The 15,322-nt window shown below is 63.0% G+C and carries 15 protein-coding genes and 1 pseudogene; 12 read left to right on the top strand and 4 right to left on the bottom strand.

All coding sequences use genetic code 11. From position 1 onward, the window contains the following. Positions 1-78 precede the first annotated feature (78 nt). From IVA82_RS20645 to IVA82_RS20600, 11 genes are read left to right on the top strand one after another with little or no spacing between them, the layout of a single operon-like run. Positions 79-1,014 carry a branched-chain amino acid ABC transporter permease gene (locus IVA82_RS20645; RefSeq protein ID WP_247388376.1) on the top strand — a complete coding sequence of 312 codons (936 nt, stop codon included), beginning with the start codon at positions 79-81 and terminating at the stop codon, positions 1,012-1,014. Further along, the gene (locus tag IVA82_RS20640; protein ID WP_346658790.1) at positions 1,011-2,789 is read left to right on the top strand and encodes a branched-chain amino acid ABC transporter ATP-binding protein/permease; all 1,779 of its coding nucleotides are present in this window, start codon (positions 1,011-1,013) and stop codon (positions 2,787-2,789) included. The genes IVA82_RS20645 and IVA82_RS20640 overlap by 4 nt, the downstream gene beginning before the upstream one ends. After that, positions 2,776-3,483, top strand: coding sequence for an ABC transporter ATP-binding protein (locus IVA82_RS20635; RefSeq protein ID WP_247388374.1), 708 nt, complete (start codon positions 2,776-2,778; stop codon positions 3,481-3,483). Before IVA82_RS20640 ends, IVA82_RS20635 begins: the two co-directional genes overlap by 14 nt. 32 nt (positions 3,484-3,515) lie before the next feature. Continuing rightward, positions 3,516-4,751, top strand: a complete 1,236-nt coding sequence (locus IVA82_RS20630; RefSeq protein WP_247388373.1) for an ABC transporter substrate-binding protein — start codon at positions 3,516-3,518, stop codon at positions 4,749-4,751. Between the two features lie 35 nt (positions 4,752-4,786). Continuing rightward, positions 4,787-6,019, top strand: a complete 1,233-nt coding sequence (locus IVA82_RS20625) for an ABC transporter substrate-binding protein (RefSeq protein WP_247388372.1) — start codon at positions 4,787-4,789, stop codon at positions 6,017-6,019. Between the two features lie 27 nt (positions 6,020-6,046). Beyond that, positions 6,047-6,427, top strand: coding sequence for a carboxymuconolactone decarboxylase family protein (locus tag IVA82_RS20620; RefSeq protein ID WP_247388371.1), 381 nt, complete (start codon positions 6,047-6,049; stop codon positions 6,425-6,427). Between the two features lie 15 nt (positions 6,428-6,442). Beyond that, the gene (locus tag IVA82_RS20615) at positions 6,443-7,213 is read left to right on the top strand and encodes an SDR family oxidoreductase (protein ID WP_247388370.1); all 771 of its coding nucleotides are present in this window, start codon (positions 6,443-6,445) and stop codon (positions 7,211-7,213) included. 20 nt (positions 7,214-7,233) lie between these two features. After that, complete coding sequence (locus tag IVA82_RS20610; RefSeq protein WP_247388369.1) at positions 7,234-7,974, top strand: SDR family oxidoreductase; 741 nt, start codon at positions 7,234-7,236, stop codon at positions 7,972-7,974. 34 nt (positions 7,975-8,008) lie between these two features. Next, a complete protein-coding gene (locus IVA82_RS20605) occupies positions 8,009-8,707 on the top strand; it encodes a GntR family transcriptional regulator (protein WP_247388368.1) in 699 nt (232 codons plus the stop codon). Between the two features lie 28 nt (positions 8,708-8,735). Next, positions 8,736-9,005, top strand: a complete 270-nt coding sequence (locus IVA82_RS49015; protein WP_346658789.1) for a hypothetical protein — start codon at positions 8,736-8,738, stop codon at positions 9,003-9,005. Further along, the gene (locus IVA82_RS20600; protein ID WP_346658788.1) at positions 8,996-9,709 is read left to right on the top strand and encodes a tripartite tricarboxylate transporter substrate-binding protein; all 714 of its coding nucleotides are present in this window, start codon (positions 8,996-8,998) and stop codon (positions 9,707-9,709) included. The genes IVA82_RS49015 and IVA82_RS20600 overlap by 10 nt, the downstream gene beginning before the upstream one ends. 129 nt (positions 9,710-9,838) lie before the next feature. On the opposite strand, the pseudogene IVA82_RS20595 reads toward IVA82_RS20600, so the two are convergent. The 4 genes and pseudogenes from IVA82_RS20595 to IVA82_RS20580 form a co-directional block, all read right to left on the bottom strand. Then, positions 9,839-9,982 (bottom strand): annotated as a pseudogene (locus IVA82_RS20595) (carbohydrate porin); the annotation flags it as partial. A 23-nt stretch (positions 9,983-10,005) separates the two neighbouring features. Further along, positions 10,006-11,067 (bottom strand): ABC transporter permease, encoded by a 1,062-nt coding sequence (locus IVA82_RS20590; protein ID WP_247388367.1) that lies wholly within the window; start codon positions 11,065-11,067, stop codon positions 10,006-10,008. Further along, positions 11,064-12,590 (bottom strand): sugar ABC transporter ATP-binding protein, encoded by a 1,527-nt coding sequence (locus tag IVA82_RS20585; protein WP_247388366.1) that lies wholly within the window; start codon positions 12,588-12,590, stop codon positions 11,064-11,066. Before IVA82_RS20585 ends, IVA82_RS20590 begins: the two co-directional genes overlap by 4 nt. A 63-nt stretch (positions 12,591-12,653) precedes the next feature. Then, positions 12,654-13,619: a sugar-binding protein gene (locus IVA82_RS20580; RefSeq protein ID WP_247388365.1), complete on the bottom strand. Its 966-nt coding sequence runs from the start codon at positions 13,617-13,619 to the stop codon at positions 12,654-12,656. 239 nt (positions 13,620-13,858) lie between these two features. Between IVA82_RS20580 and IVA82_RS20575 the strand changes: the two genes are divergently transcribed. Next, a complete protein-coding gene (locus tag IVA82_RS20575; RefSeq protein WP_247388477.1) occupies positions 13,859-15,079 on the top strand; it encodes an ROK family protein in 1,221 nt (406 codons plus the stop codon). The last annotated feature ends 243 nt before the right edge of the window (positions 15,080-15,322 follow it).

Genomic DNA, 15,322 nt, shown 5'->3' with positions numbered 1-15,322 from the left:
CCGGGAGACCAGCCTAACAGCGCGACCGGCGAGCGATCGCCAGCAAACTTGCACGAGCGCTGTCCGGAGACAGCGCTGATGGAAGGATTTCTGCAAGCGCTTGCCGCGGGACTCCTGATCGGCGCCATCTATGGACTGATGTGCGTTGGCCTCGGTCTGATCTTTGGGGTCATGCGAGTCATCAACTTCGCTCATGGCGATTTCATGATGCTCGGCATGTATGTCGCTTTCTACCTGTTTACCGCGGCCGGCATCCAGGCTCTGTTCGGCAATACGGTGGGGCCCTTCGTTGCCATTCTGCTGGCCGGCCCATTGCTTGCGGTGTTCGGATATTTCGTCCATCTGGCCCTGATTTCGCACGTTTCGGGCACGCGGACCGCCTCGCTCGAGGGCGAGGGTCAGTACGCCCAACTCATCCTCACGCTCGGCATCGCGCTGATCCTTCAGAACGGCGGCCTCATCATCTTCGGATCGGTGCTCGCCTCGATCCGTACGCCGCTGTCGAGCTCGGCCTGGGAGCTCGGTCCCTTCTTCGACGTGAGCATCTTCCTCAACAAGGCGCGCGGCATCGATGCGGTCGTTTCGCTGGCGATCATGACGCTGCTCTCGCTCCTGATCGCACGCACGCGGATCGGCAAGTCGCTGCGCGCCGCCGCCGACAATCCAACGGCGGCGACCTATATGGGCATCGACGTCGACCGCGCGCACCGCACCGCCTTCGCGCTAGGCTGCGGCATCACGGCGATTGCCGGCGGCCTGCTCGCCACCAACTATCCGTTCCATCCCTTCGTCGGGCTCGAATATGTGATCGTGATGTATGCCGGGGTCGTGCTCGGCGGCATGGGCAGCATCATCGGCGCCTTCTGGGGCGGCATGACCATCGGCCTCGTGCAACAGATGTCGACGCTGATCCTGCCGACACAGTTGCAGAACGCCGCGATCTTCGCCGTCTTCCTCCTCATCATCTTCTTCCGCCCGCAAGGCTTCTTCGGGCGCATGGTCGAAAGGACATGATCATGCTCCGGATGCGTTCGCTGCTTCCTCCCCTGCTCTTCACGATCGCCTATGCCGCGATCTCGCTCGGTGTCACCAATTCCTACTACCAGCTCATTCTGACGCTGGTCCCGGTGTGGGCGGTATTCGGTCTGTCCTGGAACCTGTTGAGCGGGTACACTGGGTTGATTTCGTTCGGCCACGCAGCCTTCTTCGGGATCGGCGCCTATACCACCGCGCTCGGCCAGATCTATTTCGGCATCTCGCCCTGGTTTCTGATCCCGGTCGCCGCGATGCTCGGCGGTATCGCCGGGCTCCTGATTGGATTTCCAACCTTCCGCCTGCAGGGCCATTACTTCGCGCTGGCGATGCTCGCCTATCCGCTCGCCATTCTCTACGTATTCGAGTGGCTCGGCTTCCAGGAGGTGACGCTTCCGATCAAACGCGACGCGCCGATCGCCTATATGCAGTTTTCAGATCCGCACCTCTATACGTTGCTGGCGCTGGCGATCATGCTTGCCACGATCGTGCTGACGCAGGTCATTGAGCGCTCCCGCTTCGGCATGGCTCTGCTGGCGATCAAGCAGAACGAGGCGGCGGCAGAGGCAGCCGGTATCGATACGCTGGCCTGGAAACTGCGCGCGATTACGCTCAGCGGCGCGATCGCCGCAGCCATCGGCGCATTCTACGCCCAGGTGCTGCTGGTCGTGACCCCGCAATCGGTATTCGGAATGTTGGTTTCGGCGCAGGCCCTCACGGTCGCGATGTTCGGCGGCGTCGGCACCGTCTGGGGTCCGGTGATCGGCTCGGTGATCCTGATCCCGCTTGCAGAAATCCTGCACGCAGAGGCCGGTGCGCGCATTCCCGGCATTCAGGGCGTGATCTTCGGCTTTGCCATCGTCTGCGTCATCCTGTTGGCGCCAGAAGGATTGTTCTGGAAATTGCGCGACCTCCTGCGCAAGCGGGTGGCACCACGGGCGGCGCCTACGACTGCGTCGAAAGAGGTTCTGGCAAGCGTAACGGCACTAAAGCCCGTTTCGCGGCCGAACGGCGCGGCCGACGAGGTCGTGCTCGAGGTGCGCAACCTCTCTCGCTCCTTCGGCGGCCTCAAGGCAGTACAGGACGTCAGCTTCAAGCTGCACAAGAACGAGATCCTCGGTATCATCGGCCCGAACGGCGCCGGCAAGACCACGCTGTTCAATCTCCTCAATGGCTTCCTGAAGCCGAGCCAGGGCGAAGTACTGATCGACGGCCGCAACATGTCCGGCGAGCGACCGCACGCGATCTGCGAGGCCGGCATCGGCCGCACCTTCCAGGTCATGCGCCCATTCCTGCGTATGTCGATCCTCGACAACGTAGTAGTGGGTGCCTATGTGCGCGCGCGCTCGGACGAGGAGGCGCGCAGGCTTGCCCGTAATGCGGTCGCCCGCGTCGGTCTCTCGGCGGTCGCCGATCGCGTCGCAGGCGAACTTTCGACCAAGGAGCTGCGACTGATGGAGCTTGCCCGGGCGCTCGCCGGCCAGCCGCGCATCCTCTTGCTCGACGAGACGCTCGCGGGCCTCGGCCACGGCGAGGCGGACGAGGTCGTTGCCGTGATCCAGCAGCTTGCGCGCGATGGCATCACCATCGCCATCATCGAGCACACCATGCAGTCGATGGTTCGCCTCGTCGACAGTTTCCTCGTCCTTGACCACGGCGCCGTCATCACCGAGGGGCTTCCGGAAGCGGTGACACACGATAGCCGCGTGATCGAGGCTTATCTCGGCAAAAAATGGGTGGCGCATGCTCCACATTGAGGAATTGCGCGCAGGCTATTCGGCCAAACCTGTCCTGAACGATGTGTCGATCAATGTCGAATCCGGCCAGTTCGTCGCAATCGTCGGGCCCAATGGCGCCGGCAAGACCACCCTGTTCAAGACGATCTCCGGCATCGTCAAGCCGAGCGGCGGAAGAATCTGGTTCGACGGCGTCGACCTCCTCGCGGTGCCGCCGCCGCAGCGTGCCCATCTCGGCATCGCCCACGTCCCCGAGGGGCGCCAGGTTTTTCCGTCGCTGACCGTGATGGAGAACCTGGAAATGGGCGCGATGACCGAAAGGGGTCGGCGCGACTGGCAGGCCAACGTCGAACGCGTCTTCGAGTGGCTACCGGTGCTGAAGGAGCGCCGCAATCAGTTCGCCGGCACGATGTCCGGCGGCCAGCAGCAAATGCTCGCGATCGGTCGCGGGCTAGCCTCCTCGCCAAAACTCCTGATGCTCGATGAGCCTTCGATGGGTCTCGCACCATCCACTGCAGATTTCATTTTCGAGCGGCTGATCGATATCCGCCGCCAGTCCGGCCTGACCATGCTGCTGGTCGAGCAGCGCGTGGCGGAAGCGCTGGAATCCGCCGATCGTGGCTATGTCCTCGAAGCAGGACGTGTCGTGCTCGAAGGCAACAACGAGACGCTGCGTGCCGACGACCGCGTGCGCAAGGCCTATCTCGGCATGTGACAGACAAAAGCAAGGACCAGGGAGAGAACAACGTGAACAAGAGATCGAGAGGACTAACGCGCCGGACGATGCTGTCCGGCGCCGCCGCCGTCGGCCTCGCCGGCGTCGCTCGCGCACAGGCCCCCGCCGAGATCAAGGTCGGCCTGATCGTACCGCTCTCGGGCATCTACACCCGTCCCGGCCAGGTGATGAAGATGGGCGCCGAGATGGGTATCGAGCACATCAACGCCCAGGGCGGGATCAAGGCCCTCGGCGGCGCTAGGCTGAAGCTGGTCGTGATCGACTGCGGCGACACCACCGAGAAGGCCAAGAACGCGGCCCAGCGCATGGTGGCGCAGGAGCCAGATCTCGTCGCCGCCACCGGCTCCTATCTCTCCTCCTTCACCCTCGCCGTCACCGAGGTGACCGAGCGCGCCGAACTGCCGGTGCTGACGCTGTCCTATTCGGACCTGCTGACTGATCGGGGATTCAGATACATCTTCCAGACCGCGGCACCCGCAAGCCGTCAGTCCGAACTCGGCCTGCCGACGCTGATGAAGCTCGCCGAAAATGCGTCAGGCAAGAAGCCGAAGACCGTAGCGATGCTGATGGACAACACCGCAACTTCGGTGGCGACCGCCAAGGCGCTCAAGGAAAGGCTGTTCGCGCAGGATGGCCTGCACCTCGTTGTCGAGGAAGTCTGGACCCCGCCGCTGTCGGATGCCACCCCGCTGATCCAGAAGGTCCGTTCCGCAAAACCCGATCTACTGCTGTTCATGCCGAATGCGGTGTCGGACGCAAAACTCGGGCTTGAGAAGATCAGCGAATTCGGCCTCGGCCAGGGCAAGATCCCGACCGTGTCCTTCAGCATTACCATCGCCGAACCGGACATGCTCCAGAGCGTGAGCCCGGATACCGTGCAAGGCATCATGACCATCGTCGCCAACTGGGGCTCGAAGGGTCAGGAGAACCTGATCGCCGAGATCAAGGCCAAATACAAGGAGCCCTGGATGACGCAGAACGTCATCTCGACCTATGGCGACATGTGGCTGATGAAGGAGGCACTGGAGAAGGCAGGCAAGGCCGACCGCAACGCGGTCGCACAGGCCTTCCGCACCATGGATGCCGGACCGTCGAAATACTATCCGGGCGGCGAGCTCAAATTCGACGAGAAGGGTCGGCGCATTGGCGCCGGCGTCGTCATCGTGCAATGGCAATCGGGCGTGCCCGTCACCGTTTATCCGCCCGAGCTCGCGCAGGCGCAGCCGTTCTGGCCGAAGAAATCCTAAACACGTCGCGCGATTTTTCAGGGAGGAGAATTGCCATGACAACGAATAAGACCAGGATAACCCGGCGGACGCTGCTTGCGGGTGCGTCCGGCACACTGATCGGATCCAGCGCCTGGGCACAGCAACCTGCCGAAGTGAAGGTCGGTCTGCTGGTGCCGATCTCCGGACTCTATGCCCGGCCCGGAACGGTGATGCGCGAAGGCGCCGAGATGGCGGTCGATCACATCAACGCCCAAGGAGGCGTCAAAGCGCTCGGCGGCGCCAGGCTGAAGCTGGTGGTGCTCGATTCCGGAGATACCACTGAAAAGGCCAAGAACGCCGCCCAGCGCATGGTAGCCCAAGAAGCCGACATGGTCGCAGCGAGCGGCGCGTACCTGTCCTCGTTCACGCTCGCGGTGACCGAGGTAACCGAGCGGGCCAACCTGCCCCTCCTCACTCTCTCCTACTCCGATCTGATCACGGACCGCGGTTTCAAATACGTATTCCAGACCTCGGCAACAGCGGGCTCACAGGCGCGTCAGGCCCTACCGCAGATCATCAAGCTGGCGGAGACGACGTCGGGCAAGCGACCAAAGACAGTCGCGATTCTCACCGACAACACGGCGGCTTCCATCGCTTCGGCAAAGTCGATGCGCGAAGGCCTTTTGGCGGAAAACCAATTGCAGTTGATCGTCGACGAGACGTTCACGCCTCCGCTGGCCGATGCAACCTCGCTTGTCCAGAAGATCCGCTCGGCAAAGCCAGATCTGCTCTTCTTTCTGCCAACTGTAATCTCCGACGCGAAGCTGCTGCTCGAGAAGATGAACGAGTTCGGCCTCGGTCAGGGCAAGGTGCCGACCATCTCGTTCGGCATCGCGATCGCCGAACCTGACATGCTGCAAACCGTGAGCCCCGAACTGCTCCAGGGCGTGCTGACCTGCGTCGCGAGCTGGGGCGCCAAGGGCCACGAGGCGCTGATCGCCGAACTGAAGACCCGCTACAAGGAGCCGTGGATGACGCAGAATGCAATCTCCACCTATGGCGACATATGGGTGATCAAGGACGCGCTGGAGAAGGCCGGCAAGGCCGACCGCGTCGCTGTTGGTGAGGCGCTGCGCACCATGGATGCTGGTCCTTCGAAATACTATCCGCTCGGCGAGATCAAATTCGACGAGAAGGGCCGCCGCGTCGGCGCTGGCATGACCATCGTGCAGTGGCAGTCCGGCGTGCCGGTAACGGTGTTCCCGCCCGAACTCGCGCTGGCAAAGCCGTTCTGGCCGAAGCTCTGATATCACCCGAGAGAAACGGAGAACAAGATGGACAAGGCTACTTACGACCGCGGTCTCGAAATCCGCAAGAGCGTGCTCGGCAACGAGTTCGTCGACAAGGCGATCGCTTCGGCGGACGAGTTCAATCGCCCGATGCAGGACCTGACCACAGAGTATTGCTGGGGCTACGTCTGGGGACGCGAAGGCCTGACGCGAAAGACCCGCAGCTTCCTCAATCTGGCGATGCTCTGCGCGCTCAACCGTCCGCATGAGCTGAAGACCCATGTCCGGGGTGCGCTCGCCAACGGCGCGACCCGGGAAGAGATTCGCGAGGTCTTCATGCAGGTCGCGATCTATTGCGGCGTACCGGCCGGCGTGGACGCGTTCCGAAACGCGAAGGACGTCTTCGCGGAGCTCGACAAGACATAACGGAGCAACGCTGCGATGAAGGGCAAATGGGCGCTCGTGACCGGTGCAACCTCAGGCCTCGGACTGGCCATTGCTGAAGGCCTGGCCGGCGCGGGCGCCAATATCGTCCTTCACGATCTCGTCGCGCCAAAGCAGGCCGTCGACACCTTTCGCACCCGCTTTGGCGTTGACGTGATCGCAGCCGGCGTCGATCTTTCCCAGCGTGACGCGATCGAAGCCATGATGGCAGATCTGCTCCACCGTTGCGGCGCGATTGATATCCTGATCAATAATGCAGTGGTCCGGCATTTCGCCGCGGTTGAGCAGTTTCCGCCCGATCGCTGGGAGGAAGCCCTAGCAGTGAACCTGTCGGCGCCGTTCCACCTGATCCGCCTGGCGCTGCCGGCGATGAAGCAGCGCGGATGGGGCCGGATCATCAACATGGGTTCGATCTATTCGACCCGCGCGGTCGAGGATCGGATCGACTACGTCACCACCAAAACGGCGATTCTCGGCATGACCCGCGCCGTCGCCATCGAGACGGCACGCAGCGGCATCACCTGCAACACGCTCTGCCCCGGCACGCTACCGACGCCCGCCATTCTGAACAAGATCGCGACGATGGCGGCGGATAGCGGCCGTCCCGTCGAGGACCTCACAGGCCAATATCTCGGCGAGCGCCAGCCCACGCAGCGTTTCATCGCCATGGACGCCGTCGCGGCCATGGTCGTCTTTCTCTGCGGCGCAGCCGCAAACGACATAACCGGGGCCAGCCTGCCGATCGACGGCGGCTGGTCCGTCGCATAACAATCCGTTGGAGTGTTGCGATGATTGAGCAATCGAATCAGACCGTCGTCCTGACGGGGGCTGCCGGTGGCATGGGCCGCGCCATCACCAAGGTGCTACTGGAAAGCGGCCGCCGTGCCGTGCTGGTCGACCGCGACGCCGAGGCGCTCCAGGACCTTGCAGCCTCGGCCGGCAACGCAGTGTTTCCGATTCAGGTCGACGTCAGCGATCGCCAGGCCGTGGATTGCCTGCCGGACGCCATTCCGGCGCATTTCAAACCAGTCGATGTACTCATCAACAACGCCGGGCACGACATCGGCGGACGGACGCGCTTCGACGTCGGCTCTGCCGACGATTGGTCCAACATCATCCAAACCAATCTGATAGGTCTGATGCGCGTCACCCGCGCAATCCTCCCCGACATGGTCCGGCGCAATGCTGGCCATATCGTCAACATCAGCTCGATCAACGCGGTCCGGATCGTGCCGGACATGGCCGCCTATAGCACGAGCAAGGCGGGCGTGCACATGTTCACCGAGACCCTGCGCGGCGAGCTGGCGGAGACCGCGATTCGGGTGACCGAGCTCCAGCCCGGCCTGACCAGGACTAATATCATCCTGACCCGCTATCGCGGCGATAGACAGAAGGAAAAGGACTATTTCGACCAGTTCAAGCTGGCGCTCGAACCTGCCGATATCGCTCGCTCGATCGTCTTCGCGCTCGACCAACCCGCCCACGTTCAAATTGCCGAAATGATGATTCTGCCTGTAAACCGGTTTTAAGCCACTCGAACCAAGGCCCGTCATGGACAGACGCATGGAACTGCAGTCGCTCCGCATCGAGGACGTCCCGACCGTCCGGGCGATCGTTGCGCAAAAGCTGCGCGAGGCGATCATGTCCGGATCCCTGAAGCCAGGCCAGCGCCTGGTCGAGCGTGAACTCTGCGAGATGATGGGCGTCAGCCGCCCCTCCATTCGTGAAGCGTTGCGTGCCCTCGAAGCCGACGGATTGGTCAGCACGGTCCCGCATCGCGGCCCCGTGGTCAGCACGATCAGCCTTGATGAAGCCCGGCAGCTCTACGCGGCACGCGCGGTTCTGGAGGGATTTGCCGGTCGCGAATGCGCCCGGCTTCACGATCCCGAGGTGGCACGCAGGATCGGGGAAGCTCTGACCCGGTTGAAGGCCGCGGCGGCCAGGCAGGATCTCGCGGGGTGCCTCGAGGCAAAAACCGATTTCTACGGCGCGCTGATCGGCGGCTGCCGCAATGCATTCATCGAACGCATGCTTAGGCCATTGCACGATCGGATTCAACTGTTGCGGATCACGTCGATGTCGCAACCGAAGCGAATCAACAAGAGCTTGCGTGAGGTCACCGCGATCTGGCGAGCCATCCAGAGCGGCGATGCCGACCTCGCCGAGCGCTGCTGCGTCGATCACATCAACGCGGCCGCGGTGGCCGCGCTCGACATGATTGAACGGTCGGCAGCCAAGGGGGCCGCATCCTCCGGGGACTAGAACGACAAGAAAAGGCAGGGAGTGTTCGATGATGTTTCTGGTGCGATCGCTGATCCTGTTTGCCCTGCTTTGCCCCTGTCAAGGAGCGAATGCGCAGGACTACCCCACCCGTCCGGTCACGATGATTGTGCCCTTCTCCGCCGGCGGTCCCGGCGACGTGATCGCGCGGATTCTCGGCAATGCCATGAGCGCGACGCTGAAACAGTCCATCGTCATCGAGAATGTGGTCGGCCCGGCGGCACGCTCGGTACCAATCGGGTCGCGAAGGCCACACCCGATGGATACACGTTGCTCCTGATGCATGTCGGGCAAGCCACCGCGCCTGCGCTCTACGCCAAGCTTCCCTTCGATCCGGTTGGCGATTTCGCCATGATCGGCCTCGTCACTGACGTGCCGATGATCCTCGTGGCTCGGCCGGATTTTCCGGCCAAGGATTTGGGCGAGCTGGTCGCGCGAATCCGCAGCGACGGCGACAAGTTCAGCTTCGGTAACGTCGGTCTCGGCTCCGCATCGCAGCTCTGCGGACTGATGTTCATGAGCGTCACGGATACCAGGCTCACGCCGATCTACTACAAGGGCGGCGGGCCCGCACTGAACGACGTGATCGCCGGTCATATCGACGTTTATTGCGATCCAGCAACGGGGCCGACGCCGTATATCCAGTCCGGCACGATCAAGGGTTATGCGCTCACCAGCAAGAAGCGCGTGGCGACGCTGCCAGGCGTGCCGACATCCGCCGAAGCCGGAGTTCCCGCGTTCGATGTGACCACTTGGTATGGCCTCTACGCGCCGCGGGGCACGCCGAAACCCGTGATAGATCTGCTCGCGAGTGCGCTGCAGACGGCGCTCAGGGATCCCGCGCTCGTCAGCCGCTTCGCCGAACTCAGCATGGCTCCCGTCGACGCAGAGCGCGCAACGCCCGAAGCGCTCGAAGCTTTCCTGAAGGCCGAGATCGGCAGGTGGGGAAAGATCATCAGGGCGGCCGGGATCGAGCCGCAATAGTCCAGCGGAAGCCAGAGCCCGCGACAAGCCACCGCTCGATCATTGCGACAGCCCGCGTCTGCGACGTCTCTGCATGCCCATGCGGGCATGCACTCACCTTTCGCGTCAGAGGGACAGGTTACCATCGCATCAGAAGTGGACCTCGGTGCCCAAGCCAAGAACCATGGCATTGTCGGTCTTCAAGCCTGCGGCGTTATAGCCGCGCCCGCCGAGATTGATCACATACTGTGTGTCGAACTCGAGGTTCAGCCAGCCGGTCGCCTGCCATCCGTACCTTTGTGTCAACTGGTTAGCGATTATGCCTGATCGCCCGTTCTCGCCGGCAACGCGTCCGCGCCACGCGGTGGTGCGCCCTGCTGTCCTTGAACAAGTGTCGATCTCGGCGCCGTGCGGGCGAGGCCGGCCAGCGCCAGCTTGCGCCGCCGACGGGCCTGCAATTGATGATCCGCCAACACGCCGATCAGAATGACCGTCCCCATCACCGCGAAGTTCAGCGAATTTGGGATGCCCAGGATGTTCACAAGATTCTGCAGCACCTGCAGCAACGCCGTCCCCAGCACGATACCGAGAATAGAGCCCTCGCCGCCGCGCAGGCTGCACCCGCCCAGGACGGCAGCCGCGATCGCGTAGAGCTCATAGAAGTTGCCGAAGGAACTCGGAGAGACCGAGTTCGTGTAGAACACGAACAAGACAGTCGAAACTCCTGCGAGTCCGCCGCTGATGATATAGGCGGTTGCGATCACGACATTTGTGCTGATGCCCGAGAAGCGCGCCGCCTCCTCGTTCTTGCCGACGGCATAAAGCCAGCGTCCGTAGACCGAGTGCTGCAGCAGCACGCCGAGGATCAGCGCAAGGATGATCAGGAGGATGAAGGTATTCGGGATGCCCGCCACATTGCCGGAGGCGATGTTGCTCAGTGTCGCGGCCTCGTCGCCATAGCCGAAGCCGCGTGTCGAATCGCTCGTATAGTAACGGGCGGCGCCGCGATAGATCAGCAACCCGCACAGCGTCACGATGAAGGGCTGCATCTTCAGGCGGGTGATCAGGAAGCCCTGGATGCCCCCCAGCACGAGCCCACCCAGCAGCACGGCCAGCAGCGCGAAAGGCCAAGGAACCTGATAGGTCGTCAAAAGGTCGACGAATACGACACCGAGCAGTGCGAACATCGAACCGAGCGAAAGGTCGATGCCGCCGGTGATGATCACGAGCCCCTCGCCAAGCGCAAACACGCCGAAGAGGCCGATCAGATTGGCCATATTCAGCAAGTTCACCAGCGACAGGAAGGCCGGATTGATCGCGCCCGTGATGGCGGCGATCACCACCAGCAATAGCCCCAAGCCGAGTTCTTTCTTCATCATGGCGCAGCCGCTTCCACGGTTTCCAGCACCTGGCCCATTGCTAGCCGAAGCACGTTGTATTCGCTGAACTGCTCACGCTCGAGCACGCCGCTGACGCTGCCTTCATGCATCACCGCCACGCGGTCGGAGACGCCGATGACCTCCTCCATGTCCGAAGAGATCATCACGATGGCGACGCCCTGGTCGGCGAGGTCGCGCATCAGCGCGTAGATCTCGCTCTTGGCACCGACATCGATGCCACGGGTTGGCTCGTCGAAGAACATCACGCGCGGCTGCATGGAGAGCCACTTGCCCAGCACGACTTTTTGCTGGTTGCCGCCGGAGAGCGTCACGGCCTCCATATCGATGCTCGGCGCCTTGATGGAGAGGCGCCTCACCTGCTCTTTCGCGATCTTGCGCTCGGCCGTCCCGCTGACCAGCCACATCCGCGCATGATCCAAGAGGCTCGCCAGCGTCATGTTCTCGCGGATCGGCAGCTCGAGCACGAGCCCGGATTTCTTGCGGTCCTCCGGCACCAGATAGATGCCTTGACTGATCGCTTCACGCGGCGACGCGATAGCGACCGGTGCGCTGTCGATCCTGATCTCGCCGCCCAGCAGCGGGTCAATGCCGAAGGCCGCGCGGGCAAGAGACGTGCGGCCCGCGCCCACGAGCCCCGCCAGGCCGAGGATCTCGCCGTGCCGCACGGAAAGATCAACTTGCCGGTCGGGAAAGGCTGATGTCACGACGCCGGCGATGTCGCAGCCACCTGGCTGCGGCGGCCGCTTCGGCGGCGTATACAGCGCCTTCAGGTCACGGCCGATCATCAGCCGGATCATTGCGGCATGGCTTAGCTCGTCCCGCGCCAGCTCCCCCACCGTGCGTCCGTCGCGCAGCACCACGACGCGGTCAGCGCAGGTGATGATCTCGCCCAGCCGGTGAGAGATGTAAATCACTGAGATACCATGTGCCTTCAGGTCGGCAATCACCTCCAGCAGCCGTTCCGTCTCCGAAATTGTCAGGCTGGAGGTCGGCTCGTCCATGATGATCACGCGGGCCTCGATCGAGAGCGCCTTGGCGATCTCGACCATCTGACGCTCGGCGATGGACAGGTCTTCGACCAGCGCATCGGGCGCGAAATCGGCGCCGAGGCGCTCCAGCAGCGGCATCACGCGGGCGTGCATCTCCGCGTTGTCCACCAGCTTCAGCGGGCCGCCGACAAGCTTCTCGCGTCCGATGAAGACGTTCGCGGCAACGTCGAGATTCTCGAACAGGTTCAGTTCCTGGTGCACGAAGGCGATGCCGGCCTGCGTCGCCTCGCTCACCGTCATCCGGGCATGGTCGTTGCCGCCGATGCGGATCACGCCTTCGCTCGGCGCGATCACGCCACCCAGCACCCGCATCAGCGTCGATTTGCCGGCGCCGTTCTCGCCGATCAGACCCAACACTTCGCCGCGATAGACGCGCAAGTTGACATCGTCGAGCGCCCTGACACCGGGATAGGTCTTACTGATCCCGCTGAGCTCCAGCAGTGTCTCTGCCATTCCCCGCTTCCTCCCGCCCAAAGCCCGGTCACCGTGGCGGCCGGGCCGTGAAGCACGCTGAAGTCACTTCTTCAGCAGCTCCTTCAGGTGAGCGGTAAACTCCGCGACGTTGGACTTGCTGATCACTTGGGTCGGCACGATCAGCTTGCTATCAGCCGGGATCCAGGACTTGTCGCCGTTCAGCGTCTTGATGATATTGGTGGCGGAGAGAAACCCGAACTCGTACGGCTGCTGCACGACAGTGGATTCGATTGTGCCGTCGGATATTCCCCGCAGCGTGCGCTGATCCTCATCGAAGCCGACGATCTTCACCTTGCCGGCCTTGCCAGCCGCCTTGACCGCGTCATAGATCAGCGGAGTCTCGTAGCTCCAAAGGCCGGACAGCAGGGCGATGTCAGGATATTTGACGAGCACGTTCTCCATGTTCGCCTTGGCCTTGGCGAAGTCCACCTGGTCGGTGAACACGTCGACCAGCTCGACCTTGGTGCCGGCGATCGCGTCCTTGATGCCCTGCACCCGCTCGCGGGCGTTGTCCGCGTCCATCGTGCCGACGAACAGCGCGATCTTGCCGCCGTTCGGCAGCGCCTTCTTGATCTCCTCGCCCGCCTGCCGCCCCGCCGCAACGTTGTCGGTGCCGATATAGGCGAGACGCTTGCTCTGTGGCGCGTCGCTATCCGTCGTGATCAACACTGTCTTGGCCGCGACCTTGTTGAGCTCTTCGGTTGCATGCGGCGCATCGTCTACGGAGATCGAGATGCCCGCGACGCCGCGCACCAGCAGGTCGTCGAGCTCGCGCCGTTGGCCCGCCGCGGTCGCTTCGTTGGTGACGATCAACTGAATATCGTATTCCGGATGCTCCTTCTGAGCCTTCTCGAGCCCACGACCGGCGATGGTCCAGAAATCGGCCGCGGCATTGGTCACCAGCGCGATGGTCTTTTTCTGCTGGGCCTGTGCCATCTCCGTGGCCATCGCGAACGCAGCGGCGGTCGCCAGCAGTGGCACTAGCCATTTCTTCATTGATCCGTTCATGTACATCTCCCTTGGAGCCCTCCCAGTGAGGAGCTTCATGCGCTTCAGCGCCTTATTTATTTACGTCGCGAAGAAATGTCGCAGAGGCGACTATCCGATTGAGGATGTATCTGCACCTTCTTCAAGTGATAGTAAATATGGCGAGTTGCGAGGGGGTTCGGCTGTGCTCTTTCGATCACAGCACCGCCACATGGCGCCTATTAATTTCACTTATTGAATTAAAGGGACGCGTTTCAAACATGGCTCGCGGATCAAACCGCGGCCGCGTCGTCGAAGTCTTGCGACGACACGGGCCATTGCCGCGCGTGGAGCTCGCCCGCAGTACTGGGCTAAGCTTCCCTGCCATTTCGGGCCTGACGTCGAGACTGATAGCAGAAGAGCTGCTTTGCGAGACCGAGACAGCAGCGCCCCCCTGGTCCGACGATACCGACGAAGCGGATGCGGACGGGCTGAGTGGCCGTCGCCGCGGCCGGCCGGCCGTGTTGCTGACCCTGAACCCGGAGTTTGGGCGCATCATCGCCGTCTCTGTACGCATGAACCTGATTGAGACGCTGATCGCGGATTTCGAAGGCTCTGGCTTGGCGCAGTCGCGACTTGCAGTTCCGACGCGCGCTCTCGATGCAGGTGCGCTGTGCGATCTCGTGATCGCGCAGATCAACGCGATGCTTGATGCGACGGCGACTCCGCCCGATCAGCTGTTGGGAATCGGGATTGCGCTCCAGGGCATCGTGAACGCTGATACTGGTCGGAATCTGTGGAGTCCGGCGCTGTCAGTTACCGACGTCGATTTGGCGCAGCCGGTGCGTCGAGCATTCAGCGCCGAGGTCGTGATGGCGAACGATGCTGTCGCAGTTGCGCTGGCCCTCGCAACCGCAGAGCCGGGATTGGCGCAAGGCCTCTCGGCCACGATCATGGTCGGCCACGGCGTCGGTATGGGCGTCGTTCTCGACGGCGAAGCGCGGTGGGGCGCCGGCGCCGGCAGCGAGATCGGTCATGTGAAGTTGGGGTCGAACGGTCCGCAATGCCGCTGCCAGCGCGGCTGCATCGAGGCCTATCTCGCCGACTACGCGCTCTACCGCGACGCCCGCACCTTTCTCGACCTGCCGCCGGCGGACTCCCAGCAGCCATCCGAGGCGCAGATGGCTCTGCTGCGCGAGCGGGCACTGGGCGGCGATCCGCACCTGGAGTACCTGTTCCAGCAGGCAGGCCGAGCACTTGCAGAGGCGGTCGCTGCAACGATATCGGTGCTGCGACCGCACCATGTCGTTCTGGCGGGCCCCGGCCTGCAGGCATCGCATTGCCTCATCAAGAATGTTACCGGAGAACTGACCGTCAGGAGTGGGGCCGCGATACCGAATCGGATCGGTGTTGCCGATGGCAGGACGGATCAGCGTGGGTGCGCGGCGCGAGATCACGGCGGCGGTGGTAGACCGCTATCGATCAGCAGGGCGGGCAGATAAGGGGCGCATTCTCGACGAGCTTTGCGCGGTGACGGGCTGGCATCGCAAGCACGCGGTTCGGGCGCTGGCCAGCCATGTCGCAATTTCGCCGGAGGCCCGGCGGCAGCGAAAGCCGACCTATGGCGCCCCTATCAGGGATGCGCTAGTGGCGCTGTGGGAGGCTCGGATCGGATCTGCGGCAAGCGGCTCCGGGTAATGATTCCGACGTTGCTGCCTTCGCTGGAGCGGCATGGCCGGCTCAAG

Origin of the sequence: Bradyrhizobium sp. 142 (assembly GCF_023074015.1) — a bacterium.
Taxonomy (GTDB): Bacteria; Pseudomonadota; Alphaproteobacteria; order Rhizobiales; family Xanthobacteraceae; genus Bradyrhizobium.
Note: the sequence above shows the minus strand (reverse complement) of the source record. Positions and strands in the feature narration are given on the sequence as shown.